The sequence below is a fragment of the Pseudoalteromonas sp. PPB1 genome, from assembly GCF_015356275.1.
Taxonomy (GTDB): Bacteria; Pseudomonadota; Gammaproteobacteria; order Enterobacterales; family Alteromonadaceae; genus Pseudoalteromonas; species Pseudoalteromonas rubra_D.
Genome location: NZ_JACEQV010000005.1, coordinates 36,305 through 60,931, shown reverse-complemented (window position 1 = coordinate 60,931; position 24,627 = coordinate 36,305). Strand labels below are relative to the sequence as shown.

Here is a 24,627-nt window from a genome sequence, read left to right as displayed (position 1 = left end):
CACAAGTACGTGGGCCACAATAGTGCACGACAAGACGATACAAAAATAAGATGAAAGGTTAGCCTTTTGTTTTTCTTGGCTTTTGGAGGGTATCGGGTACATACATATTGCACCAAACCTTATAGTCGTTGCACCAGAAGAGGTAATACTTCTGGCGCCCCACTGATATTTCTTGCTTTTACTAACGCGAAGCAACTAGCTCAACGTTTTCTTTTTAGCAACAAATTGATGTAATGCCTGACTATAGTTGCGACTTACTTTGAGTTCAACCTGGCCTTTAAGCGTCACCAGACTCTCGTTATTCCGCATGGGTTTAATCGCAGTGACATAACTTAAGTTAACTATGGTCGACTTGTGGATCCGGGCAAACAGGGTTTCATCCAGCAAAGTCTGTAACTTTTTCATGGTAATGCGCAGGACATGAGTTTCTGACTCAGTGTGCACGCACATGTAATCGCCGGCAGCATCAATCCAGCGGATTGTGTCCATCGGAACAAAGACCTGCTCATTATCGCTGTTTTTAATAACCAGCTCTCTGTCCTGCCTGGCTGGTAACGGGCTGCCCGTTTCCAGCCAGGACTCTAACTCAGCCACATCCAACCCAGAAGTCTTTGTCAGTGCCTGCAACAGGCGGTATTTTTCCTGCTCGGCCTGACGAGGCTGTCGACGCTCCAGGATCCGGGTCACCGTTTTTTGCAACCGACCCAGGTTCGCGGGCTTCAAAACATAGTCAATGGCATTAAGCTCAAAGGCTTCGAGGGCGTAATCACTATAAGCACTGACAAAAACCACCATAGGCAAGACATCGGCCTGTATCGCCTGAACCACTTCAATGCCATTAAGCCCGGGCAACTGTAAGTCCAAAAACAGCACGTCCGGACTCAATTCATGGCACAAACGGATCGCATCATCGCCATTTTCGGCCTGACCAATCACTTCTATTTCAGGGATTTTAGCCAGTCTGAGACTCAGCCCCTCCAATGCAAGGGGTTCATCGTCCACTATGATGGCGCTCAGTGGTTTTGTCATGGTCATTCAACCTCGTATGGTAGCACTAAGGTCACGGTATTCCCCCCGGCTGTATTTTTATTCAAAGACACGGTGAAATCACCGTTATACATCACATCCAGTCTGGTTTTAGCATTGTTTAGTCCTATGCCAAACCCTTTATCGGCGCCCTCATCCGAGCCAGTGCCGCAGTCTGAAATTTCTATAATGAGTTGCTGTAAATGCTGCTTTGCCGAGATGGTAACCTCTCCTCCCTGTTTACTTGGCTCAATAGCATACTTAATGGCATTCTCAACTACAGGTTGGCATAGCATGTTCGGCACCAATGCCCTCAGCGTTTGCGGTTCAATCTCATAGCGCACCGACAGGCGGTGTCCAAAACGGACTTTTTCTATCGCCAGATACAATTCAATCAACTGAATTTCTTCTTTTAACGGGATTCTGCTGCCTTGCGTGGCCTCGAGTGAGTGACGGAAAAAGTCACACAGCTTATCGAGCATTTCTGATGCCGCGTCGTTATCCTGTTTCAGGATCAGCGTTGATATGGCATTCATCGTATTAAACATAAAGTGCGGATTAAGCTGATAACGCAGCATCTGTAACTGTGCATCCTTTGCCTGGGTCTGCGCTCTTAACAAACGTTCATGCTCTTTTTGTAGCCGACTGTTATACAGCATGATAAAAAATATCGAGGTCCAGACAAACATAGTGGTCAAAGAAAACAGCAACCAGCCACCAAACTCCAGCATGGTCCAGGCCTCGTTCCAGCGTTGATCATGGACGATAACTTTATAGCTGGCGAGCTTAATGATGTTATAAATGAGTCCCAGCAAGGCTGCAAAGAGAAAACTGATAACCAGGGTGCGCTGCAAAGGCTGATGAATGATTTTTCGAATAAAGAGCCACTGCAACAGGGAGAGCATAAAGCCGCTAAGGCTTTCGACCCCCAGGTTTATGATCTGTCCGGGCAGGTTGAAACCGGGCGCGTCAAACTGAGGCTGAATGATTGCCAGAAACACCACAGCCGCATAGCCGAGCCATCCGGCAATTTGCAAGCTCCAAAACTGTTTCGACAAATGTGGCAATGCTGATGATTCAGGTTCAAGCGGTGCCAGTTCAGATTGTTGAGGTGAAAACACAGACAAAATGGTACTCAGAATAAAGGCCTAACCTCCGATACTCTAAGACTTTTTAAAATTATAGCAACCGAGCCCGTCAGATTTCCCTATTTAGAAACACGAAAAAAGGGCCATAATGGCCCTTTCATCACTTTGACATTTGTCAGAGCAAATTACGACGCGTAACGCTGCTCAAGATACGCAAACGTCGCTCTGAGGCCAAGCCCTTCACCGCCAACAGGTCGGCCAGGCAAGGCGCGTATGTTCCACGCCATCACATCAAAGTGCACCCAAGGAGTCTGTTCAGGTTCTACAAACTCTTTCAGATACAATGCAGCGGTGATTGAACCACCAAATGGCGTAGAACCACAGTTTGCCATATCTGCAACGTCGCTCTTAAACAGAGCCTTATATTGATCGAACAAAGGCAGTTGCCAGATTGGATCCTGAAGCGCATTACCTTGAGCAATCATACCATTGGCCACTTCCTGATCTGTGCTATAGAAGCCCGGCAACTCAGTTCCCAGCGCTATCCGGCATGCACCCGTCAAAGTGGCGAAATCAATCAACAGATCAGGACCATCTGCCTGTGCTTCTGCCAGTGCGTCACACAATACCAGACGACCTTCGGCATCCGTGTTGTCAATTTCAACTGTCAGACCCTTACGCGTCTGGATCACATCACCCGGACGAAATGCATTGCGCGACACAGCATTCTCAACTGCCGGGATCAATACCCGCAGACGAACAGGCAATCCAGCCGCCATAATCATATGAGCAAGACCCAACACGTGAGCAGCACCACCCATGTCTTTTTTCATGTTGCGCATGCCGGAAGCTGGTTTGAGATCTAAGCCACCCGAGTCAAAACAGACACCTTTACCGACCAAAGTCAGCTTGGGAGCGTGTTCATCACCCCAGCTCAAATCTAGCAGGCGTGGCTTGTTTTCACTTGCTCTGCCAACCATATGAATCGTTGGATAGTTATGTTCCAGTAATTCATCACCGACGATTTGAGTAAACTGTGCACCAAATTGCGCCGCCATCTCTGTGCAGATTTCAGCCATGTGTTGCGGCATCATGTCCGCCGCTGGCGTGTTGACCAAATCTCTGACCAAGTAGATGGCATCAGCTTGATCCTGCAATTTTTTCAACATAGTCTCTGATTCAATCGCCAGCTTCGCGCTCGGTGCAGATGCTTTCTTGTATGCATCAAATGTGTATGCACCTAGCAGGTAACCAAGCGCAGCCTGTTCAACAAATGCCTCATCACCCTGCAGCTGATAGGTGCCTTGCGGTAACTGAGCAGGTAAATCACCAGCCAGCCACATATCATCCAGTGAATCGACCAGACTGAGTACGGCCTGAATGTCGCCGCTTTGAACGTCTGGGATCAATAAAGTTTTTTGTGCTTTCTGTCTGGTGGCCAGCGTGATGCTCTTGGCTTGTGGCGCATTTTCCTCTAGCCATTCGCTAAGCTGGTCTTCCTTTATGAAATGTACCGGTATTCCTTGTGATGAGTGAACAAGTAAATTACTCATACGTGCCTCTTGAATTACATAAACCTGACAAGAGAATACCAAGGTGGGAAAAATATTTCACTCACTGGATGCACAAAGCACAGTAATAAACTAGGAACAGTTATCTGCTGACTCTTAATCGGCTGATTTGTTAGAGTTTTTAGGCTTTTTACCTAATGAGAATGAGCTGGGTAGCACATCAACCCCTAACCACTGGCCGAGCTTAACAATCAGCGGAATGGTAATAGGCGCAAAAGGTAATAAAGCAAATACCCCAAGGCCCAGGCCCTTTAAAATATCAAAAAACTGATGATTTGCCGCCGCCAACTCTTGCTTAGACACTCCGCCCTGAGGGTATCGCTTGTATATGTCCAACATCTCTCGGGTTTCTTGCTTTTCCTGAGCCAATGCTATTTTCAAACCAACCAAAGCACGTCGGAGCTTTATTTGTTGACGCTTCTTACTGATCCTTGCAACTCGAATGGGTGCTTTGTGTACTACTTTAATTAATCGCATTAACATTCTTGGGAAATCTTAGTATCCCCAATATTAGCAGAAATAAAAACGAGACGTTAGCATACGTAAGTCTGATCAACAGCCCCTAACCAATTAGTCGAATACCCGCTTGGCAATAACATATGAGCGAGTTAGATGAAGAATACAACAGTTCACATTTTAAACATCTCGACAAAAAAACCCGACAGAGTGCGCAATAATGACATTTTGGTGAACATCTTTCATGCTGAAATGTACCTTAAAAACCCCCAAAAAAGATTGTTTTTTGTACCACAAACAAAAAGTTATTGAAAAATTTGACCTAGTAAAATTCACTGCTACCTTTAAAGGTGCAGTGAACATATTTGCAATTATCTTTAATAACTAGTACACATTAAGTTAATGTGAGATGTGCAACTTGTGTATATTGTAAGAAATGACAACATATAATAACTGGGGAAACAGGATGAAACTACAGACAAACGCGCTAAGTCGTGCGATTAAATTTGCATTAGCGTCAACAGCAACAATGGGGTTGGCGGTAACCAGCGTACAAGCAGAAGAGGCCGATGCCGGTGCCGAAAACAAAAAAATAGAGAAAATCGCGGTGGTAGGCTCACGTGCAGCACCACGCTCGGTTGGTGACTCTCCCGTCCCTATCGATATTATCGGTGGAGACGAGATAAGCAAAGCCGGTGGCGATGACATGCTGGAATTGTTGAAGGGGTCCGTTCCTTCACTCAACGTTCACGCCAATCCTATCAGTGACGCAGCCAGCCTGGTACGCCCAGCAAACCTGCGTGGCCTGCCAGCAGACTCTACTTTAATCTTACTCAACGGTAAACGCCGTCACCGCTCTTCCGTTATCGCCTTCCTGGGCGGTGGTATTAATGATGGTGCTCAGGGTCCGGATATTTCCGTAATCCCCAGCATTGCACTCAAACAAGTTGAGGTACTGCGTGATGGTGCTGCGGCACAATATGGTTCAGACGCCATTGCCGGTGTATTGAACTTTGTACTTAAGGATGCCTCAGAAGGCGGCAGCGTTTCCGTCAAGCAAGGCCAATACTATGAAGGCGATGGTGACACAACGACCATCGAAGGGAATATAGGTCTGCCCTTTACCGACCAGGGTTTTGCTAACTTAAGCTTCCAATATAAAGAAGCCGATCCAACCAGCCGCAGTGTTCAACGCCCTGACGCACAAGCATTTATGGATGCAGGTTTACAGGGTGTTCGAGACCCGGCTCAGGTTTGGGGTGCACCAGAGATCAAAGACGACATCACACTATTTGGTAATGTTGGCCTTGAACTGACCAACGATTCTCAGTTTTACATGTTTGGTAACTACTCTGAACGCGATGTGAAGGGGGGATTCTATTATCGTAATCCAACAACGCGTCCAGGCGTATACGGCGGTGTGATCCGTAATGTAGACGGCACCCCTGCAAGACGTCATTTAACAGACGAAGCGCAACAAGCAGCCTGGGACGCAGCAAACCCAACGGTACTAGTGGGCTCGTTAGACGGCTATGACCAGCAAATTAACTGCCCGGTGGTTGAAATTCAGGCCAATGGCCTGCCGGATCAAGCGGCGTTAGATTCACTTGCTGCCGCAAACTGTTTTGCATTTAACAATATCCTGCCAGCAGGTTTTACGCCGTTCTTTGGTGGCAACATTACTGATACTTCTTTGACCATTGGTACCAAAGGGGAATTCACTGATGGCTTCCTCAAAGGCGCCTACTACGACTTTAGTGGCTCGGTTGGCCGCAACGAATCGCGCTACTTTATAACTAACACGGTCAACGCGTCGTTGGGTCCGGACACGCCAATGGAGTTTAGCCCGGGTAAGTACATTCAGCTTGAGAAGAATTTTAACGCCGACTTCTCTAAAGGGTATGATTTTGACCTGGCCTACGATGTTAACGTCGCGGTTGGTTTTGAATGGCACGAAGAAACGTTTGAAGTGATTCCGGGTGATGAAGCCTCATTCATCGCGGGGCCATTAACGACCCAAGGGTTTGGTATCGGTTCGAATGGTTTTCCAGGCTTCCAGCCTTCAGCTGGGGGGGAGTTCTCGCGTCGTAACTACGCAGCTTACATCGATATCGAAACACCATTCACTGAAGAGTTTTTAATGGGTTGGGCACTGCGCTTCGAAGATTATGACTCGTTTGGCTCAACCACCAATTACAAAGTAACCTGGCAATATCATGTTACCGAAGACATTGCATTACGTGGCTCTGTCAGCTCAGGCTTCCGTGCTCCAACAGTCGGCCAGGCAAATGTGAGTAACGTACAAACCAACCTAAGTAGTGGTGTATTGGTTGACTCGGCGCTGCTGCCACCTACTAACCCAGTTTCCCAGATCCTGGGCGGTACCGAGCTTCAGCCTGAAGAGTCGCAAAGTTACACATTCGGTGGTGTTTATCAATCAGGTGACTGGTTCCTGACGATTGACTACTACAACATTCAGGTAGAAGACCGTCTGAGTCAATCGAATAAGATTGATTTGACCCAGGCACAAAAAGAAGCTTTGAAAGCAGATGGTGTACCTAACGTCGACAGCATTGCGCAGGTATCCTTCTTTACCAATGACTTCGATACCACAACTCAGGGTGTTGACGTTGTTGCTAACTACTCTATGGACCTGCTAGGCGGCTTTGCCACTTTCAGTGCTGCGTATAACTGGAATGAAACTGAAGTTGACGAGTTTTCTGTCATCACAGGTGATTTCAAGGTAGCCCGTCTTGAGAAAGACTTGCCACAGCACCGAGCAACCTATACCTGGACGCAACAATGGGAAGAATTCTCAGGCTTCCTGCGCTACAACTACTATGGCGAATATCAGGGTGTACACGTCGACTATGATGCTACCGCTATCATGGCTGACCCAACATTCACATTCGATGCCGAGTTGACTTACTTTGCAACTGAAAATATCAGCCTGACGGTCGGTGCTAACAACATCTTCGACCAGGATGCTGAGAAAGTGGTCGACTTCCTGGAAGGTGACAACACAGAGCTCACGCCTTCAAACACTTGGGGCGGTATCTACTACGAAACGTCTCCATTTGGCATTAACGGTGGCTTCTACTACGTAAAAGCAACATACACCTTTTAACGACTTACTGTAACCCAGAAACAAAGGGGGAAGTAGCTATAGCTATTTCCCCTTTTTATTTCTATCATGTATAAAAAACTATTTATAACCACATGTTACTGCTAGAAAGAGCCTCCGAATTACTCGAAGAAAATCGGCTTCGCGAAGCCGAATTTATGTTCAAACAAGTGCTTAAACAGAACCCAAAAAACGGCAAGGCCCTGTTTGGTCTTGGCAGGATCTGTATGCGGCTCGAACAATACGATAACGCTATCTATTATCTGAAACGCGCCTGCGAACACTTGCCTAAAATGCTCGACCCGCTCTATGCGCTGGCTGATGCGTTTGTCGCGGTTGGCTCACCCGTTGACGCAAAGACAGTACTTGAATACACCCTGAGCGTTGCCAGGCATAACGCCCAGGCTCACTATCATTTAGGGCAGTTTTATCTCGACTATGGATTTATCGACAATGCACGAAATGTGTTTGATGCTGGCCTATCTTGCCCTCATTCCGCCATTACGGTTTTTATGCTCCACGAGTTAATCAAACTCACAGAAGGCGAAAAACTAACCGAGTATTTAGCACTACTCGATACACTCGATGCAGACCTGGATAACCCCAGAATACACATTGTGGTTCATTACGCTAAAGCACATGCCTATGAAAAGCTGACAGATATTGATGCAGCTTTCGCACATTACCAGCAAGCCAATGCGGCCCAACATGCGCTCTGTGACTTTCACACCTCAGCCATGCAGCCCTTTTTTGAGTATTTAAAAAGCAGTTTTGATGAGGCATTTTTTTCAAAGCCGCCAGACAAAGTCAAAGCCACTTTTACCCCAGTCTTTATCGTTGGCCTGCCTCGCACAGGCTCCACTTTGCTGGAGCAAATGCTGATCCAGCACTCTCAAGTGGGTTCTATGGGGGAAAGTACGGTAATTAGTGACGATATTGTGCCTTATCTGAGCATGCGCAATGAAGCGCCCTTTCCGGATTGCACCAAAACACTAAGTACCTCGATGCTCGACCACTGCCGTAATTTATACGTTGATGAAATAAAACGCCATCGAGTTGCCGAAGAAGCCGTGATCAACAAGTTGCCTGCCAATTTCCAGAATATTGGCCTGATCTACAAAATGTTCCCGGATGCCCGTTTTATCCACATGACCCGGGACTTTATGCCAAATGCCTGGTCAGTGTATAGCAATCACTTTGCTGAAGATGAGCCTTACTTCTGCTCTTTACAAGAGTATCAGTTATATAGCGATTTGACCGATAACGTAATGACGCACTTTAAGACGATGCTACCACGCAATATCCACACAATGAGCTACGAAAAGTTGCTTGAGGAACCTGAGCGAGAGATCCGCAAGGCACTTAACTTTATGTATCAAAAGTACGAGCCTGAATGTATGGAGTTCTATAAAAGCCACAAGGTAGTGTCAACCCTAAGTAAAGCTCAGGTACGCAAGCCACTGAATACGGCGCCCCTGGTGAACTGGAAAAAGTTCGAAGTACAGATGCAAAAAGAACTGGCCCTGCCCGACTCGCATTGATCAGGTCTGTCCGTAACGTTCGAACCAGGCCAGTAGATCGGAAAACTGGTCGTGACGCGCGGCGCTGTGCGTTAGCATATTGATATGATCGTAATCATGCTGATGACCATAGCGCCGACCATACACAGTGATTTCCATAATGCCTGTGCCCGACTCAGCCATAAATTGCCTGATGTCTATCGGCTGTGCCAGTGCTTTATCTTTGACCCCCGCGATATGTAAAGTCGGTGGCAGTGCCGTGTCTTTTAATGCCGCAGCGTAATCAAAGCCGTCATCGCTGTCTACCCAAGGTCGGCGTTTCGCCCACTGCACACTCTGTGCATGAGATTTACGCGTTTCATTATCAGAGCCCCATTTAAGCTGACGAGCAGGCAAGTAGCCATGCTTCCTCACCTGCCAAAATGCGAGCGTATACCAGATCACATTGGCCTTTAGCAGCTTTTCTGGGTGTCGATTATAGAGGCTCCTTTTTGTGCCAAAGTAAACACACGCATTGATATGTTCAATCTCTTCAGGGAACCTGGCCAGAACACTATTCAATAACACCCCACCCCAAGAATGCGCTACCCAGAACTGAGGCCGTTTACCAGTCATTGCCGTGATGTGCGCCAGAATTGCGGGAATATCTTCGACAATTGATTCCGTCTGACCGTGTTTATCCCCTTTGCAGATGGCAGGTTTACTTCCCCCTCTGCCTCGTAAATCCGCCACAAAACACTGATAGCCCTGTTCGGCCAGAAAGGGGGCAAGGCCTTTATTGCTCTGAGTATAAAAGATCTTGCCATTTTCAACTGCACCATGGATAAGCAGCACTGCAGGGCCCATTTTCTGTTTCTGATAAATATGGCGAAGATGCAGCTGATACCCTTCCCCAACTGGCACATAAAGCGAGTTTTGTATGATCATGTCAGATTGTTACGTCATTTTTTAAACTCATCGTACCAGCGGAATTTTAACATCGCAAGCGGGCTCATTCGGTCTTTGCAGGGAAAGAGGCAGCGCAAAACACATAATTTCGATATAATGGTGTATCAATGAAGTAAGAAAACAATCATTTAATGCACCCCAGAAATAAACACCAACAGGGCTATGACTTCGCCCGTCTATGCCGGGTCAATCCGGCACTCACGCAACACCTGCGCAACAACCCGCATGGTGACAACACCATAGACTTTAGCGATCGCAATGCAGTGGTTGCATTAAATCAGGCACTGCTTGCCAGCGACTATGGGGTCAAACTCTGGCAACTGCCAGAACCTTTTTTGTGCCCACCTGTACCAGGCCGGGCTGATTATATTCATGCGCTGGCAGATTTACTGGCCGATGACAATCAGGGCGAAATCCCAACAGGGAAGCAGATCCGCTGTCTCGACATTGGCACGGGTGCAAACCTGATTTACCCGCTGATCGGTCAAGCTGAATATGGCTGGCAGTTTACTGGTTCTGACATCAACCCTATGGCCGTTTCGGTGGCACAAACCATCGCGAAAGCGAATGGACTGGGGATTAAAATAAAGCAGCAAAAAAATCAGCAGGCCATTTTCCACGGTATCATTGGTGCAAAAGAAAGCTACCATCTGACGATGTGTAATCCGCCTTTCCATGAAAGTGAACAGGCAGCTCAAGCGGGAACAGCAAGAAAATGGCGCAACCTGGGCAAAGCTCAAAAATCCGGGCAGTTGAATTTTGGTGGCCATGCACCCGAACTATGGTGTCCGGGCGGTGAACTGGCGTTCATTAAATCCATGGTCCACGAAAGCCAGGATTTTGCAGATCAAGTTGGCTGGTTCACTTCACTCGTATCGAAAAAGGATAACCTGCCGGCTTTGAAAAAAGCCCTGCAAGCGGTCAAAGCAACTAAAGTAAAAGTCATTGATATGCAACAGGGTCAAAAGGTCAGCCGTTTTATCGCCTGGTGTTTTTAACTAAGTTTGAGCTCAAAGTCTATTGAGCTCAGCCTTATAGTGCTTTCTGCAGACCGACACATAACGGTCATTTCCGCCAATCTCAACCTGGGCGCCATCAGCAATTGCATTTCCGGCCGCATCCAGTCGCAGAACGTGGTTCGCCTTGCGACCACAATGGCAGACTGTTTTCAATTCGATCAGTTTGTCGGCCCAGGCCAGCAAATACTGAGCACCTTCGAACAGCTCTCCCCGGAAATCGGTTCTGAGCCCGTAGCACAAGACCGGGATCCCGAGCAGATCAACCACATCGGTTAGCTGAGAGACTTGCTGTTTATTCAAAAACTGGCTTTCGTCGACCAAAATACAATCCAACGCTTGCTTATCATGCGACTGGTTGATTAGGTGCAACAGATCCGTTGCTGGCTCGTAAGTATGTGCATCCGCTTCAAGCCCGATACGAGAGGCGACCTTGCCAACGCCGGCACGATCATCAAGCGCAGCGGTCAGGATAAACGGATTCATACCCCGCTCACGATAATTAAATGCAGATTGCAATAATGTGGTAGATTTTCCGGCGTTCATCGCCGAATAATAAAAATAAAGTTGCGCCATATGCTCGTATCTGCCGCTAAAAAATTCGCGATAGTCTACCCAAACTCAGACAATTAAGCCAGCTTAGTCAAATACCTGCCATGGCACTTTTGTGGGGCTCCGACTGCTGTCCTGGGTATCACCTGGATAACTTTGACGATTAATGTACGCAATGTAGATATGGTGCAGCTCCGAGGTGCTTAAAGAAGACCATAAGGCTTTTGCTGTTGGCCCATGCAGCGCTTTAAATTGCTTCGAAAACGTCAGGTAACCAAAGCTGATATCCAGTGGCGGATAAACCGCAGCAAGCTGTCGTCGATAAGGAAAGGCTTCGACCGCTTTACCATCGACCTGGCACAAACCAAATGTGCCATGTACCTTGCCCTTGAGCACTAACTCAAAAGCATCACTTTGTGAGTCTGTGTTCAGGATCGTGTATTTATCACTCCCTACTGAATCGGCAACTGAATACCCTCTTGGCACAGCCAGATTGATGGGGTAACTACGTTCGTGAATCGCCGTTTTTAGTTGTGTCATGCCGACCAGACAAGTACCGAGTCGGCTGATAGAGCTCAGTGTGTCTGGGGATCCATCCTCATTAAGTGGATAAGACAAAAAGGCCTGACGCGCTTGTCGGTAACTGGCAATTACGGCATCAACACGATTGCGCTTGATCTCGTACAGACATCGTTGCCAAGGTTTGCGAACAAATTTAAATTGCACGTCATCAACCTGGGTTTCAAGGTGTCTAAGTATCTCAATCGTTGCGCCTGGGTTTTCCTGCGGCACGTCAAACCCGTTACCCAGGAAAAATGGCGGAATATGTTTATCTTCGTAACACAGTCTAATGGATACTTTCGCAGCAGCCTGACAGCAAACAAACAAAAATATCAACGACATTACAGTCAATCGCATTAAAACAGGACTTTAGGTCGGGCTTTCTTTTAGTATATAACTCACCTTAGAGCTTGGCTATGAACAGCATACATTACTGGGTAATTTTTATCCCTTCGTGCGCTAAAAGCCAGGATTTACGTTCCAATCCTCCGGCATATCCCGTCAACTTGCCGCTTGCACCAATAATTCGGTGGCACGGTACGATAATGCTGATTGGGTTTTTGCCATTGGCTGCCCCAACGGCCCGGACTGCTTTCGGATTGTCTAGCCTGGCTGCCATCCAACCATAAGTATTTGTTTCGCCATAAGGGATTTGTCGCAGCAGTTGCCACACAGCTTGCTGAAAAGGCGTGCCCTGAGTGTCCAGAGCAACATCAAACTCACTCCGTTGCCCGGCAAAATACTCGGTTAACTGAGTGCAGGCGCGCTTAAGGTGCTCATTGGTACCCTCTGAGTACACAGATTTAGGCGCGAAGCCAACATAACTCAGCCCTTTATCTGTTGCCTGTATAGCGATATCGCCAACCGGACTCGCCAGATAGGTTTGAATAGTCATAAATTACTCCCTGAATAAACGTGTCGTTATACCAATTTACTTAATTAAGTGTTCTATTTTGAGGCGAGAAAATAGGGTCGATAACCAGGCAAAAATTTCGCTATATAGTTATTCTAAATGAGAAATTTTTAACGCAGTTAGCGTCCTATTTGCTCCTTCAAATAGAGCATGTATTAAGTGAAATTGGTATTATTTTATTTGCTGCCATAACTGAAAAGTCAGATAGCTTCTAAATGGGGCACAGCCTGACTCATCTATCAGCCCGACCTTATCAATGGCTTTTTGTACTCCGAGATCCCCTCCCAGATAAATATCCGGCGCACTCAGACCCCGCATGCTCGCATAATCCACAGTCCAGGGGCCTATTCCTTTAATTGCCAGCCATGATTCTGGTGTGCAATCGGGATCGTCCACATGATGCTGCGCCAGGGCTATTATTGCCTGTTTACGGCGTTCAGGCATTTTAAAAAACGACAGCTCAGATGACGCAATAACGTCTGCTGAGGGAAATTGATAAGTGCCATTTTTCTGCTTTTCTCCCAGCTGTTCAACTAACTGGATCATTAAGTTCCTGGCAGCCACAACACTAATTTGCTGCCCTAAAACAGCACGTATTCCCGCTTCAAAGGGTGTCCATATCCCGGGTAATCTCAGCCCATCCTGAAGTGCCATGTCACTACAATGTTGCTGTAAATGCGTGTTGATAAACTCGGAGTCCGCATCTAAATCCAATACCCGGCGGATATTATTCACCACCAAAGGTAACCCTTTTAGATCGCTGATCTCAATCGTTACTCTGAAGCGGTTCTGAGACTCCTCATAATACGCCGTAAAGCAACCTTGATAATCGTCCAATCTAAAATTACGTCCATAAGAGGCGTCATCTAGCCACTCCAGAGGTGTCACCAAACGATGCGCTAAAAATTCGCGCATCGCCTGCCAGTTGTAGGGGGGACGAAAGGCCATCACCAAGTCAATCTGCTGACTGACCTCAGCACCGCGACGTAAGCTGGATGGCGTAATCTGATAGAGCCGACTGAATGCGTCGTTAAAGCGACGCTGAGAGTTAAACCCGCAGGCATATGCGACCTGGGTAACCGGTAAGGCTGTTTGCTGCAAAAGCTGCTTTGCTAAGTCACACTGTTTAAACAACGCATATTTTTTTGGCGCGATACCATAATACTGTTGAAACAGTTTGGTCAGGTATCGTGTCGTGATCCCCAATTTTTCGGCTAACTGAGTCACAGTTGCACTGCCCAGAAAACCACCATCAATCAATCTTTTCGCTCTGACCGCAGTGGTTTGAGTACCCAGCCAGGCATAGCTACCAGGCGCACTGTCTGGTCGACAACGAATACAAGGTCTAAAACCGGCCTGTGCCGCGCAATGCGCATGCTGGTAATACTGCACATTGTGCTCTTTTGCCGCTGGCGCCGGACATATCGGGCGACAATAAATACCCGTGCTCTTCACCGCAACATAAAATAAACCATCAAACCGTGCATCCCGGCTTTTTCGTGCCCTGGCACAAACTTCTGAAGAAAGCATACATCAACTCTTCTATGAGACTCAGACTCAGTGTAAAACCAGTCGTACAAAGGTACTGGCCATATTCGGAACCCAATAAAAAAATACCCGCAGGTTATACCTCTATTATGCGCGCATTGACGTCACATGAGTAGAGATAGCCCGTTAGAAAATCTACCTGTCCTATACCGAATTCTCACTATGGCATGACCAGTCCTCTGGGCTATTGCACCTGATTGCTATTTAAAGTCCAAAAACTGAACTGAAATGAGAATAATAATCAGTTGTTAATATGTTGATTTATATAGATTTTTTATTGACATGAAATTATATACACGTACACTGGCGTCAATTTAGAACGAATTGAGGTGACACTTATGCAAGGCAAGCAACAGGTAATTGATGCATTTAACGCACTACTGGCTAATGAGCTCGCAGCCATTGATCAGTACTTTATTCATTCCCGCATGTATGACGACTGGGGTTTGAACAAACTTTATGAGCGTCTTAATCACGAAATGGAAGAAGAAACCACACACGCAGACTGGTTAATCAAGCGTATCTTGTTCCTTGAAGGTGTCCCTAACATGACTAAACGCCGCGATCTGCTCATAGGTAGCGACGTAAAATCTATGATGGAAAATGATCTTAAGCTGGAGCTGGAAGTGGTAGAAAGCGTTAAACAGGCCATCAAGATCTGCGAACAGGAGCAGGACTACCAATCGCGTGCAGTCCTCGAAAAGCTGCTGTTTGATACCGAAGAAGACCATGTTTACTGGCTAGAACAGCAAATCGGTCTTATCGACAAAATCGGTATCCAAAACTATCTGCAATCTCAGCTGGCATAAGGAATCATTATGAAAGGCGATAAAGCGGTAATAACGGCACTGAACACCGTACTTGCAAACGAGCTGGTAGGCATTAACCAATATTTCTTGCATGCCCGTATGTTTAAAGATTTTGGTTTTTCGCAACTGGACAAAGCGGATTACAAAACATCTATCCAAAAAATGAAGAATGCAGATCGCCTGATTGAACGTATTCTGTTTCTGGAAGGCTTGCCTAACCTCCAGGACCTGGGTCGACTCAAAATTGGTGAAAACAGCGAAGAAATGATTGCGGCTAATATGGCATTTGAGCAAGCATCATTAGGGGATCTGGTTGACGCTATCGCATTGTGTGAAGAAAAACAGGACTACATTAGTCGTGAGGCGTTGGACAATATCCTCAATGAGCAGGAAGAGCAAATTGACTGGCTGGAGACCCAGCAACACCTTATCAAAGTCACCGGTATCGAAAACTACCTGCAGACGCAAATGTAATACTAAAAAAGGGCTTTGAAGCCCTTTTTTTGAGAAACTGGTTTGAACGAAAAATTGATTAAGCTACTTGCTCTGTCACATCTACGATATCAATTAGTTTTTCGTTCAGTATCTTCTTAGCGCAGTTACAACACTTACCACACTGAGATCCCACACCTAACTCTTTGCTCAAATCGCGCATAGACCTTGCGCCATCATCAATAGATTCGGCGATTTTTTTGTCCGTCACACCGTGGCAAATGCAGATATACATAACTGAAAACCATTCTCAATAACCTTAACTGCGGATAAGTTTAATCTAAACAAAAATGGTTATCAACAACAAAAACAGAAATAATGAGAATAATTCGTAGTTGCATTGATTGTGTTTTTGATACACCTTTTAGTTCAACGGTTTAGGTTTTATCTAAACCAGTGCTTTTTTACCCAAAAATTTGCCAGCTGAGGCATTTTTACGAATTCTCGTTCAGCTCAGCCCATAACTTGGTATAATTAGCATAATCTGAGCAATGTATGCCTCAGCGAATATGACAGCACAAAAGCGTAAAAGGACTGTTCACTGTTGTGCGCCTGGGAACGTGTGAATGAACAACTGGCTACAAGCAGCTTTATTGTCTTTTTTAATGATATATCACCACTTGGTGATTGCAGCTCCTTATTATGCAAATCAGATCAGCCGCTTGTCGACGCAGGAAGGGCTTTCTCAGTCGAGTGTCACCGCGCTGGTTCAGGACAAGCAGGGATATATCTGGATCGCGACCCATCAGGGCTTAAATCGACATGACGGTAACCAATTTAGTCCCTTCAAGGGGCAGGCACTGTTCTCAGGCAGTGACATTTTACTGCTCCAACTGTTAGACAATGATCAATTATTTATATCAACAGTACAATCAGGCGCGTTTCTGCTAAACACCCGTACTTTATCGCTGGTGAAATTGTTTAACCAGGGAGGACGTCAGGGCATAGTGCCAGATGCCGCGGTGAATGCCTTTGTGCAGTATCAAGATCAATACGTGATTGCAATTGAAAACGCCTTGTATCGCGTCGATACGCAGACACTTGCGTCGGAACGTTTGCTCACCCTGCCACATAACGCCTATGTTCGCACTATGCTGGCGTGGCATGATACTTTGCTCATTGGTTCAGAGTCTGGACTGTTTCAATTCAAAAATGAGCAACTCAGCTTACTGAACCACCAGGGCTCAGTAGCCAAGTCTGCGCTCAATAACAATGTAAAACTGCTCAAACAGGACCAGGCGTTGGGACTGCTGGTGGGCACAGTGGAAGGCTTGTTTGTCATTCCAGGTGATGCCAGCCAGCTAATAGACCAGCAGGCTTATGAACTTGTTTCACAACTCAATATCTGGGCACATGAAATCGGGCCATATGGAGAATACCTGGCCACAGATTCAGGTCTATATTTGCTCGACCGCCGTAATCATAGCGCCAGTAAGCTGTTTTCATTCAGCGAAAGCCGCTATTTGACACCGCAAAATACCATCCCTGTCATGTTATTAGACAAGCATGCAAACCTATGGATGGGCTCTAATAATAACGGGGCATTTATTTGGCCAACTTCAGCGTACCGATTTAAACTACTCGCCTCCCATAACAATAACTTCAATAACAATATCTGGGCCGTGCACCAAAAAAACGATGGTACACTTTGGCTTGGCAGCGATGATGGGTTACATCTCTTTTCCGACGGCCAGCAGGCAACCCTTCAACAAAGTTATTTTCGTAACCAAAGCCACAAACCGGCATATGGCAGCCACGCTGTCTACAACATCTATAGCTCCCCCTACCTGACAGACAATATGCTCCTGCTTGATACCAGAGCCGGACTTAAACAGTTTGACATAACAACCGGGCAAGCCTCTGAGCTCAAAGTCACCAACGCAAACGTTGCAATGACAGGAGAAGACCACTTAGTCGGCTCTATGCTTGTAGATCAGCGTACACTCTTGTTTCATACGCACCATAATATTTTCCTTTATGATATTGCCTTACAAACGATTACCACATTAAGTGAGTTGGAAGCACAGATAGATGACTTGCAAGCCCTGTTATTTCTGCCTGGCAGACCAGAAAAGCCCAATGAGTTGTTATTCAGCACCGCCAACGCGCTAGTGAGTTACGATCGTCTCAGCCACCAGGTCAATACTTTGTGGCAGGCAGACGCCGCCCCTGATAACGCCTACCCTATCGTAAATGACTGGATGAAGGATGGCCAGGGCCGACTTTGGCTGGCAACCAACACAATGGGCCTCATTGCACTCGACACACACAGTTTCCAGCCCATAGTACATATCACAGAGGAGCAGGGGCTTGCCACCAACACTCTTTACGAACTGGAGCGTGACCTGCACAACCAACTTTGGATAAGTAGCCAAAATGGCCTCTATAAACTGAATTTAGAAACGCTGCAGCTCGATCACTATGATCATCGTAATGGGCTGGTTACCAATGAGTTTAATCTCGGGGCCAGTCAGCCTCTGCACTCAGGAGATATGCTGTTTGGTACGCCCAACGGCGCAATAAAGTTCGACCCAAATGCCTTTACGCTGCCAGTAGAAACAGAGCAACTCGCCTTCTCCGGTGTGCAGCTGATGTCCAGGCCCATACTTGTCTCACCCGAACAACTCGACACGCAGACTTTACAGTTTGAATATGACGACATGGGGTTTCGCTTTGAGTTTAGTCAATTCAACATTTTTAATGTGCGTCGTAATTTTGTCACAGCTCACCTGTTAGGACCCACGACCCTGGAGGTCAAAGATGTTAAAAATAACTATTTATTTTTTAATACCTTGAAGCCTGGAAAATACACCCTGACACTGTCGGAGTTCCGACCTGGTGACACTGAAAAACGCATCCAGAGCCAGCTACATTTTGAGGTCAAACATGCCTGGTGGAATACACCGTTAGCAATCAGCAGTTACCTGTTGCTGATTGCAGGAATATTGACTGTGCTCTATCGCAGACACCAGGTCAAGCAACTTGCTCTGCGTCAGACCTATGACCAGTTAGTTCACGCAAAAGCCCAGACCGACTTGGCGCTTACCAAAACACAAAGCGGGCTGTGGAGCATGGATATGCAGACTCAGCAAATCACCTTACTGGGCAATGTTCAGGACGCCAGCCAAAGTAAGCAGCTCAGCTTGAACGCATTTTTCAACAAAGTTCACCCACAAGATCAGGAAATGGTACAACGCCAATGGGCACGCTTTATTGCCTCACCCGACAGCCAGCTCTCTATCACGTATCGAATTTATTCCAAACAACAAGGCTGGCTCTGGTATCACGATATTGCCAAGGTCAGCGAATGGGATGCCAAAGGTGAACCACTAAAGGCATCTGGTATCTACAGTAACATTACCGAGCAAAAAGCAAACCAATTGAACGCTGCTATGTTCGCCCAGGCCCTATCTCAGATCCAGGACTGGTTATTAATCCTCGACAGCAGCTTACAGCTTTTGTCTGTCAACCAAAGTTTATCATCATCTCTGGGGTTGGACCGATATGAGCCTCAAAAACAACTGACACTCAGCGAACTCAAAAAACGTCTTGGACGACAACAGCTGATAAAATTACTGAACGCACTGCGTAACATCCAACCTAAAGAGAACATAAAACTAGAAATTGATGTGACATTTGATGATCAGCGCCAAAGTGCAGTTCAACTCAGTATCAATGCCATTACAGATGAACAGGGTGAAATAGAATTTTTAGTCATCGTTGGTTCCGACTTATCTCAGCAAAAACAAGCACAAAGTGAGTTACGTTATCTCGCAAACTTTGACGCCCTGACCGATTTACCTAATCGCAACCTAATGCTGCAACACATTGAATTTGCAATTTATAATGCAACTAAAAGCAATTCCGGGTGCGCGTTGTTGTTTATTGATCTAGACAAATTCAAGCCAATTAATGACGCCTATGGCCACTCTGCAGGAGACCAACTCCTGATTGCCGTTACGAAAAGGATAAATAGCACCTTAAACGCGCACTGTATCCTGGGTCGCCAGAGTGGCGATGAGTTCATTGTTCTGATAAAAACTTTCGAAGACGTCGCCCAGGTCACAGAGTTGGTGCAACATATGATCACGTCGTTGTGCAATAAATACGAAATAGATGGTATCTCTATGAGCATCTCTGCCAGCGTGGGTGTCGCGATTTTTCCATTTGACGAACAAACAGCAGAAGGCCTGTTGCGAAACGCGGATATCGCAATGCTGCATGCCAAACAAAGCGGCAGAAACAACTTTAAGTTTTTTACCAGCGAAATGAATGCGCACCTGAGCAGAAAGCTCAGCTTAGAAGCGGCGCTCAAGGAAGCGGTAGCAGACGATCAGTTTTACAATCACTATCAGCCTATTGTGAACACCACAAACCACACTTTGACAGGTGTGGAGTTGTTAATGCGCTGGCAGTTGGGGTCAAAGCCTGTATCACCTGCAGAGTTTATTCCGATTGCTGAAGAAGTCGGCTTAATTGAGCAAATGACAACGCAGGCCTTACGTAAAGCTCTTGAGGAACTTACGCCATTTTTCCACCAGCAGGCCTCATTTTATTTGTCATTGAATCTCTCACCTCAACATATTATGCGTGATAACCTGGCCGCCTCTTTGGACAGTATTGTGGCGGAATTTGGCTTAAGCAATCATCAGCTTAAACTGGAAATCACAGAAACCAGCTTTCTGGCAGACCGGCATAAAGCCAGTAAAACACTGGCACAGCTTAAAAAATTTGGCTTTACATTACTGCTGGACGATTTTGGCACAGGCTACTCTTCGCTCACGTACCTAAGTCACTTTCCTATCGACATTATCAAGATTGACCAGAGTTTTATCCGCACACTGGAAACGCACCCTCATAATCGTTCCATCGTAAAGACCATCTATATGCTGGCGCAAAACCTCAACATGGCATGCATCGCCGAAGGGGTCGAAACCGCCCAGCAGCTTAGTTTCCTTCGGGATCTCGGCTGCGAATACATGCAGGGATATTATTTTTCTAAACCTCTTAGCGCTGCGGGCTTGTTTGAGCAATACCCGCCTGATGTGGCCAACGTGAGCTGACGTAGTTATGCGCTACGCCATCGAGCCAGGCATTGATACAGGGCATCAGGCTCAATGGGCTTAGAAACAAAGTCATCCATCCCTACCTGCAAACATTTCACTTTGTCCTCATTGAAGGCATTGGCTGTGATGGCAATGATATAAGGTGTACCGTATAGGTCAGGGTTTTGCCGGATCCGACGAGTGCAATCAAATCCATCCATATTCGGCATCTGACAATCCATCAGGATAACGGGCATATGGTTTCCCTCTAAGACAGACAGCGCATCCAGGCCGTCATTTGCTTTAGTCAAATTGCAGCCTGTATGTTCCATCAATTTTGCCGCTACGATCTGGTTGATTGGGTTGTCTTCAACCAGTAACACATTCACACCATTCAGATCCGGTGCACTGACATGCTGTTTTTCGTCTTGCTGCGCTTCACCCGGACTGGCAGGCAAAATCACAGTAAACGTGCTGCCTCTGCCGGCCTCACTTTCTAAACTAATTGTCCCCCCCATTGCCTCAGCCAGGCGTTTACATATTGTCAGGCCAAGCCCTGTGCCACCATATTTACGTGTTGTAGAAACATCAGCCTGAATAAACTCTCCAAATAGCTGCTTCTGTTTCTCTTTCGCAATCCCTACTCCGGTGTCAGAGATATCAATATGCAAGGCTTCGTTGACGTAACAGGCACTGAGCTTAATACTACCCTGCTCAGTGAACTTGCCTGCATTACTGAGCAAGTTGTTAATGATTTGCGTCACCCTCAACTCATCCAGCTTGAGGTACTCTGGAATAGAGTCGTTAACCTCATAGCTAAATGTCACCCCAGCCTTCACGCCAGTTTTGCAAAAGGACGTGGTCAGTGAATGTAACATCTTACGAAAGGCAACATCGTGCCTGTCCAGCTCCAGGGCGCCAGCTTCAATTTTGGAGTAATCAAGAATATCGTTCAGGATCAGCAGCAGGTTATGCGCAGACTGATAAATGATCTGCAAAGACTCAGCAACCTCTGTGTCATGGGTGTGCCGCTGCATATCTGCGGTCATGCCAATTATCCCATTGAGCGGTGTGCGTATTTCATGACTCATATTGGCCAAAAACAAACTTTTTGCTGAACTCGCTTTATTGGCCCTGTCGAGTGCATCAATTAGCTCTTCAGTTTTCTCCTGCACCTGGCTCTCTAATTGGGCATTAAAGTTGGTGAGCTGAGCATTAAGCGACTGATTTTCCTGATTGGCTTTTTGCAACTTTTTGAAGCTCATAGACAACTTAAACGCCAGCTGGGTAAATTGCTGCTGCAACGTAATCACTTCAAGAAAGGTTGCTTCTTCGCGAGGAGACAAATCATCATTACGACTGGCCGGGTCAAACCCGTTCAGCCGACTACTAAGATCATGCATTGGGTTGATCAGCATACGGGTTAATTTGCTAACCAAAACGCTGCTCAATGCAATAATAAACAGAGCCAGGAAAAAAGACTGTCCCCAGGCCGATGCAACCGCCATATTGACATACTTGCGCTCCACCAGACTGATGACCTGCCAGCTAAACTCCTCAGAACGCACACCACGACGGTAAAACACCTCTTCCGTCTTACCAACATACAGATTCAAATCATCATTGGTCAGCGAATTTAACGTCGCTTCGTCCAGTTCATCGAGCGTATTAAAGTCAGATTTCAGGGAGCTAAATACCACTTTATTTTCGCTATCCAGGATCATCAAGTGTCCCAGGTGCGACAAAATACGAGGAATAAATTGCTCAAATGTATTAAAAAATACGGACCCTTCCACAATCCCGGCAAAGTTCCCTCTCTCATAGATGGGGGCAGAAATAGCGACAATCGAATCATCACCAAACCCCCTACCCCGAAAAATGCCCGACACAAACCCATTGGGATAATACGGTGCCTGAATAAAATACTGACGATCGGATACTGCCGGCACTTCGCCAGCAAGGCTGGTCCTAAGCGTATCGGGGTAAAAGTGTGTAACCAGCCCGGATTCATCCGCGGTGATGGCAGTGCGGATATTCGGATAGGACTCGACCAGACGTGTGATTGTATGCTGTTGATCCAACCCGGCTTCAATATTGTGCGCAGCATCTGCCAAAGCACGGCGATGATTACCAAGAAAGCTGTCTATCCGCTGCGCCGTTGTGTTCGCAACATCACTCAGCTGCGCTCTCACCTCATATTCTATACGTTCATAGTGGCTATTGGTCAGCATAATCGTTGTCACCAGCACCACCAGAATAATAAGGTGACTGATCATGTAATTCAAAATGCGATACAGTGGCTTCGCCTGCCACAGTTGTTTGAATAAAAATAATGACAGTAAGTCGACAATAACCAGGCATATAGCGGCATTAATGAAGTACTTGGCCAGCGCCGTCATAATAACCAGTAAGTTGAGGTCAAGGGCAAACTTACCGAACAGGAAGAGTAATGGGATCCCAAACAGCACCCAAAATGCCAGGCCCCGCATAAATAAAGGTTTGTTAGGTCTGACACAAAAGATCTGTAGCCAGGCAATTTCTAACAAAAACACCGTAGATGGCCAACAGTGTCCCCAGCGGTAAAATATAAAGGCCGCACCAATTGCTACACACAATAAAGCATAGCGCCAGCCCAGCGACATCAATGCAAGAATAACGAACAGCTGACCAAGCAGAAACTCGGAACTATCCAGGAACCATAGGGGCAGAAGGTTAGCAAAGCCACCTAACAACCCGAGCACAACCGCAATCGCGATCTTAGGTAATGCTGTTATTTTCCCGAACAATACTCAGGCTCCTCTTGAACTTAACACCTACAGGAACCTGCACCTCACCTTATGAGTACTACGCAGGCCCTGAGTTTCGATCAGCTATACAAGTTATCACCTACAACACAAAAACCTGTGTTGCTCATTTTGATTAGCTTGCAATTTTTTTACTGATACTGTTAAAAAGTAAAGGAAAAACTGACTTTTGCCAAGTTTAGTGATCCGGACAATCGTGGCTTTCTATTTGCAAAACGCATTGTTTAACCGCATAGGTGTTCATCAAAGCACGTTCTACTTCGAGGCGACACGCTTCATCGTGCATTTCAATCGTGCAGTGATGTTTAAGCACAATATGCGCCCCAACGGTTAACTGATTGTCCAGCATAGTGACAGTAATGTTGTGAACACTCTCAACGTGTTCAGTCGACAGGATCAGCTGTTCCAGTTTTTCGACAGCCGGAAGCATTTGTGCTTTTTCCGTAAGACCCTGAATACAGGTATAGATCACTTTAACCCCAGTGAACAAAACAAACACAGATATAAGCATGCTCGAGGCAATATCAATAACCTGCCAGTTAGTCAGGTGGATCAGTACACCCGCAACAAAGGTAGAAATAGTAGAAAGCAAATCAAAAAAAGAGTGCAGAAAAACCGCATAAACATTGATGCTATCTTTACGCCCCTTGTATAACACCCATGCCGAGGCACCATGAAACAAGAACCCGACTGCTGCAATACTCGACATCGCGAAGGCGTTCACATTAAGGTCATAGCCCTCAGCATGATGTCCTAGCCGCTCACCGCCCTCAAGCAAGATAATTGCAGCAATAGATAGATACAGCAGTCCATTAAACAGACCGCCAGTGTACTCTGCCTTTTTATATCCGTCGCTGTAGGTTTTTGCCAACTTGATTGCAACAGACGAGGCGATTAACGCAATGAGCAAAGAGCTATTATGCACAAATAAATGCCCGGCATCGGCTAGCACAGCCAATGAATTGGCATAATAGGCACCTACAACCTGAATAATCATAAAGGTACATGTGAGCGCGAGGGCGATAAGGAGTCGATTACGAGACGCTTGGTGTGTTGTCAGATCGGTCATTCGAGCGGTTTAATGCCTTATAAAATACAGCTGGGGAAATGATAAAGAGTCGCAATTGTACCCTGATTTCAACGCCCGCGCATCA

18 protein-coding genes are annotated in these 24,627 nt (G+C 46.4%); 6 read left to right on the top strand and 12 right to left on the bottom strand.

The window, feature by feature from the left end:
• Nucleotides 1-195: 195 nt before the first annotated feature.
• From IY568_RS06635 to IY568_RS06620, 4 genes are all read right to left on the bottom strand, one after another.
• The gene (locus IY568_RS06635) at nucleotides 196-1,029 is read right to left on the bottom strand and encodes a LytR/AlgR family response regulator transcription factor (protein ID WP_228553169.1); all 834 of its coding nucleotides are present in this window, start codon (nucleotides 1,027-1,029) and stop codon (nucleotides 196-198) included.
• 2 nt (nucleotides 1,030-1,031) lie between these two features.
• Complete coding sequence (locus IY568_RS06630; protein ID WP_194867220.1) at nucleotides 1,032-2,147, bottom strand: sensor histidine kinase; 1,116 nt, start codon at nucleotides 2,145-2,147, stop codon at nucleotides 1,032-1,034.
• 152 nt (nucleotides 2,148-2,299) lie between these two features.
• Complete coding sequence (locus IY568_RS06625) at nucleotides 2,300-3,667, bottom strand: leucyl aminopeptidase family protein (RefSeq protein ID WP_194867135.1); 1,368 nt, start codon at nucleotides 3,665-3,667, stop codon at nucleotides 2,300-2,302.
• Nucleotides 3,668-3,781: 114 nt separating this feature from the next.
• Nucleotides 3,782-4,162, bottom strand: coding sequence for a hypothetical protein (locus tag IY568_RS06620; RefSeq protein WP_138537946.1), 381 nt, complete (start codon nucleotides 4,160-4,162; stop codon nucleotides 3,782-3,784).
• 445 nt (nucleotides 4,163-4,607) lie between these two features.
• Here IY568_RS06620 and IY568_RS06615 point away from each other — a divergent pair, with 445 nt between their 5' ends.
• Nucleotides 4,608-7,268 carry a TonB-dependent receptor plug domain-containing protein gene (locus IY568_RS06615; RefSeq protein ID WP_194867134.1) on the top strand — a complete coding sequence of 887 codons (2,661 nt, stop codon included), beginning with the start codon at nucleotides 4,608-4,610 and terminating at the stop codon, nucleotides 7,266-7,268.
• A 92-nt stretch (nucleotides 7,269-7,360) separates the two neighbouring features.
• Entirely contained in the window at nucleotides 7,361-8,806 is a 1,446-nt protein-coding gene (locus tag IY568_RS06610) for a tetratricopeptide repeat-containing sulfotransferase family protein (RefSeq protein ID WP_194867133.1), read from the top strand.
• On the opposite strand, the gene IY568_RS06605 is transcribed toward IY568_RS06610, so the two are convergent.
• Complete coding sequence (locus tag IY568_RS06605; RefSeq protein WP_194867132.1) at nucleotides 8,807-9,712, bottom strand: alpha/beta fold hydrolase; 906 nt, start codon at nucleotides 9,710-9,712, stop codon at nucleotides 8,807-8,809.
• Nucleotides 9,713-9,864: 152 nt separating this feature from the next.
• Here IY568_RS06605 and rlmF point away from each other — a divergent pair, with 152 nt between their 5' ends.
• Nucleotides 9,865-10,731 carry a 23S rRNA (adenine(1618)-N(6))-methyltransferase RlmF gene (gene rlmF / locus IY568_RS06600; protein ID WP_194867131.1) on the top strand — a complete coding sequence of 289 codons (867 nt, stop codon included), beginning with the start codon at nucleotides 9,865-9,867 and terminating at the stop codon, nucleotides 10,729-10,731.
• 12 nt (nucleotides 10,732-10,743) lie between these two features.
• On the opposite strand, the gene IY568_RS06595 is transcribed toward rlmF, so the two are convergent.
• The 4 genes from IY568_RS06595 to IY568_RS06580 form a co-directional block, all read right to left on the bottom strand.
• The gene (locus IY568_RS06595; protein ID WP_010380985.1) at nucleotides 10,744-11,325 is read right to left on the bottom strand and encodes a thymidine kinase; all 582 of its coding nucleotides are present in this window, start codon (nucleotides 11,323-11,325) and stop codon (nucleotides 10,744-10,746) included.
• A gap of 63 nt (nucleotides 11,326-11,388) precedes the next feature.
• Nucleotides 11,389-12,204 carry a hypothetical protein gene (locus tag IY568_RS06590; protein WP_125557201.1) on the bottom strand — a complete coding sequence of 272 codons (816 nt, stop codon included), beginning with the start codon at nucleotides 12,202-12,204 and terminating at the stop codon, nucleotides 11,389-11,391.
• Between the two features lie 88 nt (nucleotides 12,205-12,292).
• Nucleotides 12,293-12,757 (bottom strand): methylated-DNA--[protein]-cysteine S-methyltransferase, encoded by a 465-nt coding sequence (locus tag IY568_RS06585; protein WP_138537951.1) that lies wholly within the window; start codon nucleotides 12,755-12,757, stop codon nucleotides 12,293-12,295.
• A 189-nt stretch (nucleotides 12,758-12,946) separates the two neighbouring features.
• On the bottom strand, nucleotides 12,947-14,305 hold the full coding sequence (locus tag IY568_RS06580; RefSeq protein ID WP_194867130.1) for an AlkA N-terminal domain-containing protein: 1,359 nt from the start codon (nucleotides 14,303-14,305) through the stop codon (nucleotides 12,947-12,949).
• Nucleotides 14,306-14,661: 356 nt separating this feature from the next.
• Here IY568_RS06580 and bfr (IY568_RS06575) point away from each other — a divergent pair, with 356 nt between their 5' ends.
• Nucleotides 14,662-15,132, top strand: a complete 471-nt coding sequence (bfr, locus tag IY568_RS06575) for a bacterioferritin (RefSeq protein WP_010380979.1) — start codon at nucleotides 14,662-14,664, stop codon at nucleotides 15,130-15,132.
• A gap of 9 nt (nucleotides 15,133-15,141) precedes the next feature.
• Nucleotides 15,142-15,606, top strand: coding sequence for a bacterioferritin (bfr, locus tag IY568_RS06570; protein WP_138537953.1), 465 nt, complete (start codon nucleotides 15,142-15,144; stop codon nucleotides 15,604-15,606).
• Nucleotides 15,607-15,664: 58 nt separating this feature from the next.
• Here the strand turns inward: bfr (IY568_RS06570) and IY568_RS06565 are convergent, their stop codons facing one another.
• Nucleotides 15,665-15,859: a (2Fe-2S)-binding protein gene (locus IY568_RS06565; RefSeq protein WP_010380974.1), complete on the bottom strand. Its 195-nt coding sequence runs from the start codon at nucleotides 15,857-15,859 to the stop codon at nucleotides 15,665-15,667.
• Between the two features lie 331 nt (nucleotides 15,860-16,190).
• On the opposite strand from IY568_RS06565, the gene IY568_RS06560 reads away from it, so the two are divergent.
• Nucleotides 16,191-20,687, top strand: a complete 4,497-nt coding sequence (locus tag IY568_RS06560; protein ID WP_194867129.1) for an EAL domain-containing protein — start codon at nucleotides 16,191-16,193, stop codon at nucleotides 20,685-20,687.
• A 5-nt stretch (nucleotides 20,688-20,692) separates the two neighbouring features.
• Here the strand turns inward: IY568_RS06560 and IY568_RS06555 are convergent, their stop codons facing one another.
• Together IY568_RS06555 and IY568_RS06550 are read right to left on the bottom strand one after the other, a co-directional pair.
• Complete coding sequence (locus IY568_RS06555; protein WP_194867128.1) at nucleotides 20,693-23,455, bottom strand: ATP-binding protein; 2,763 nt, start codon at nucleotides 23,453-23,455, stop codon at nucleotides 20,693-20,695.
• A gap of 196 nt (nucleotides 23,456-23,651) precedes the next feature.
• Complete coding sequence (locus tag IY568_RS06550) at nucleotides 23,652-24,542, bottom strand: cation diffusion facilitator family transporter (RefSeq protein ID WP_194867127.1); 891 nt, start codon at nucleotides 24,540-24,542, stop codon at nucleotides 23,652-23,654.
• Nucleotides 24,543-24,627 lie beyond the last annotated feature (85 nt).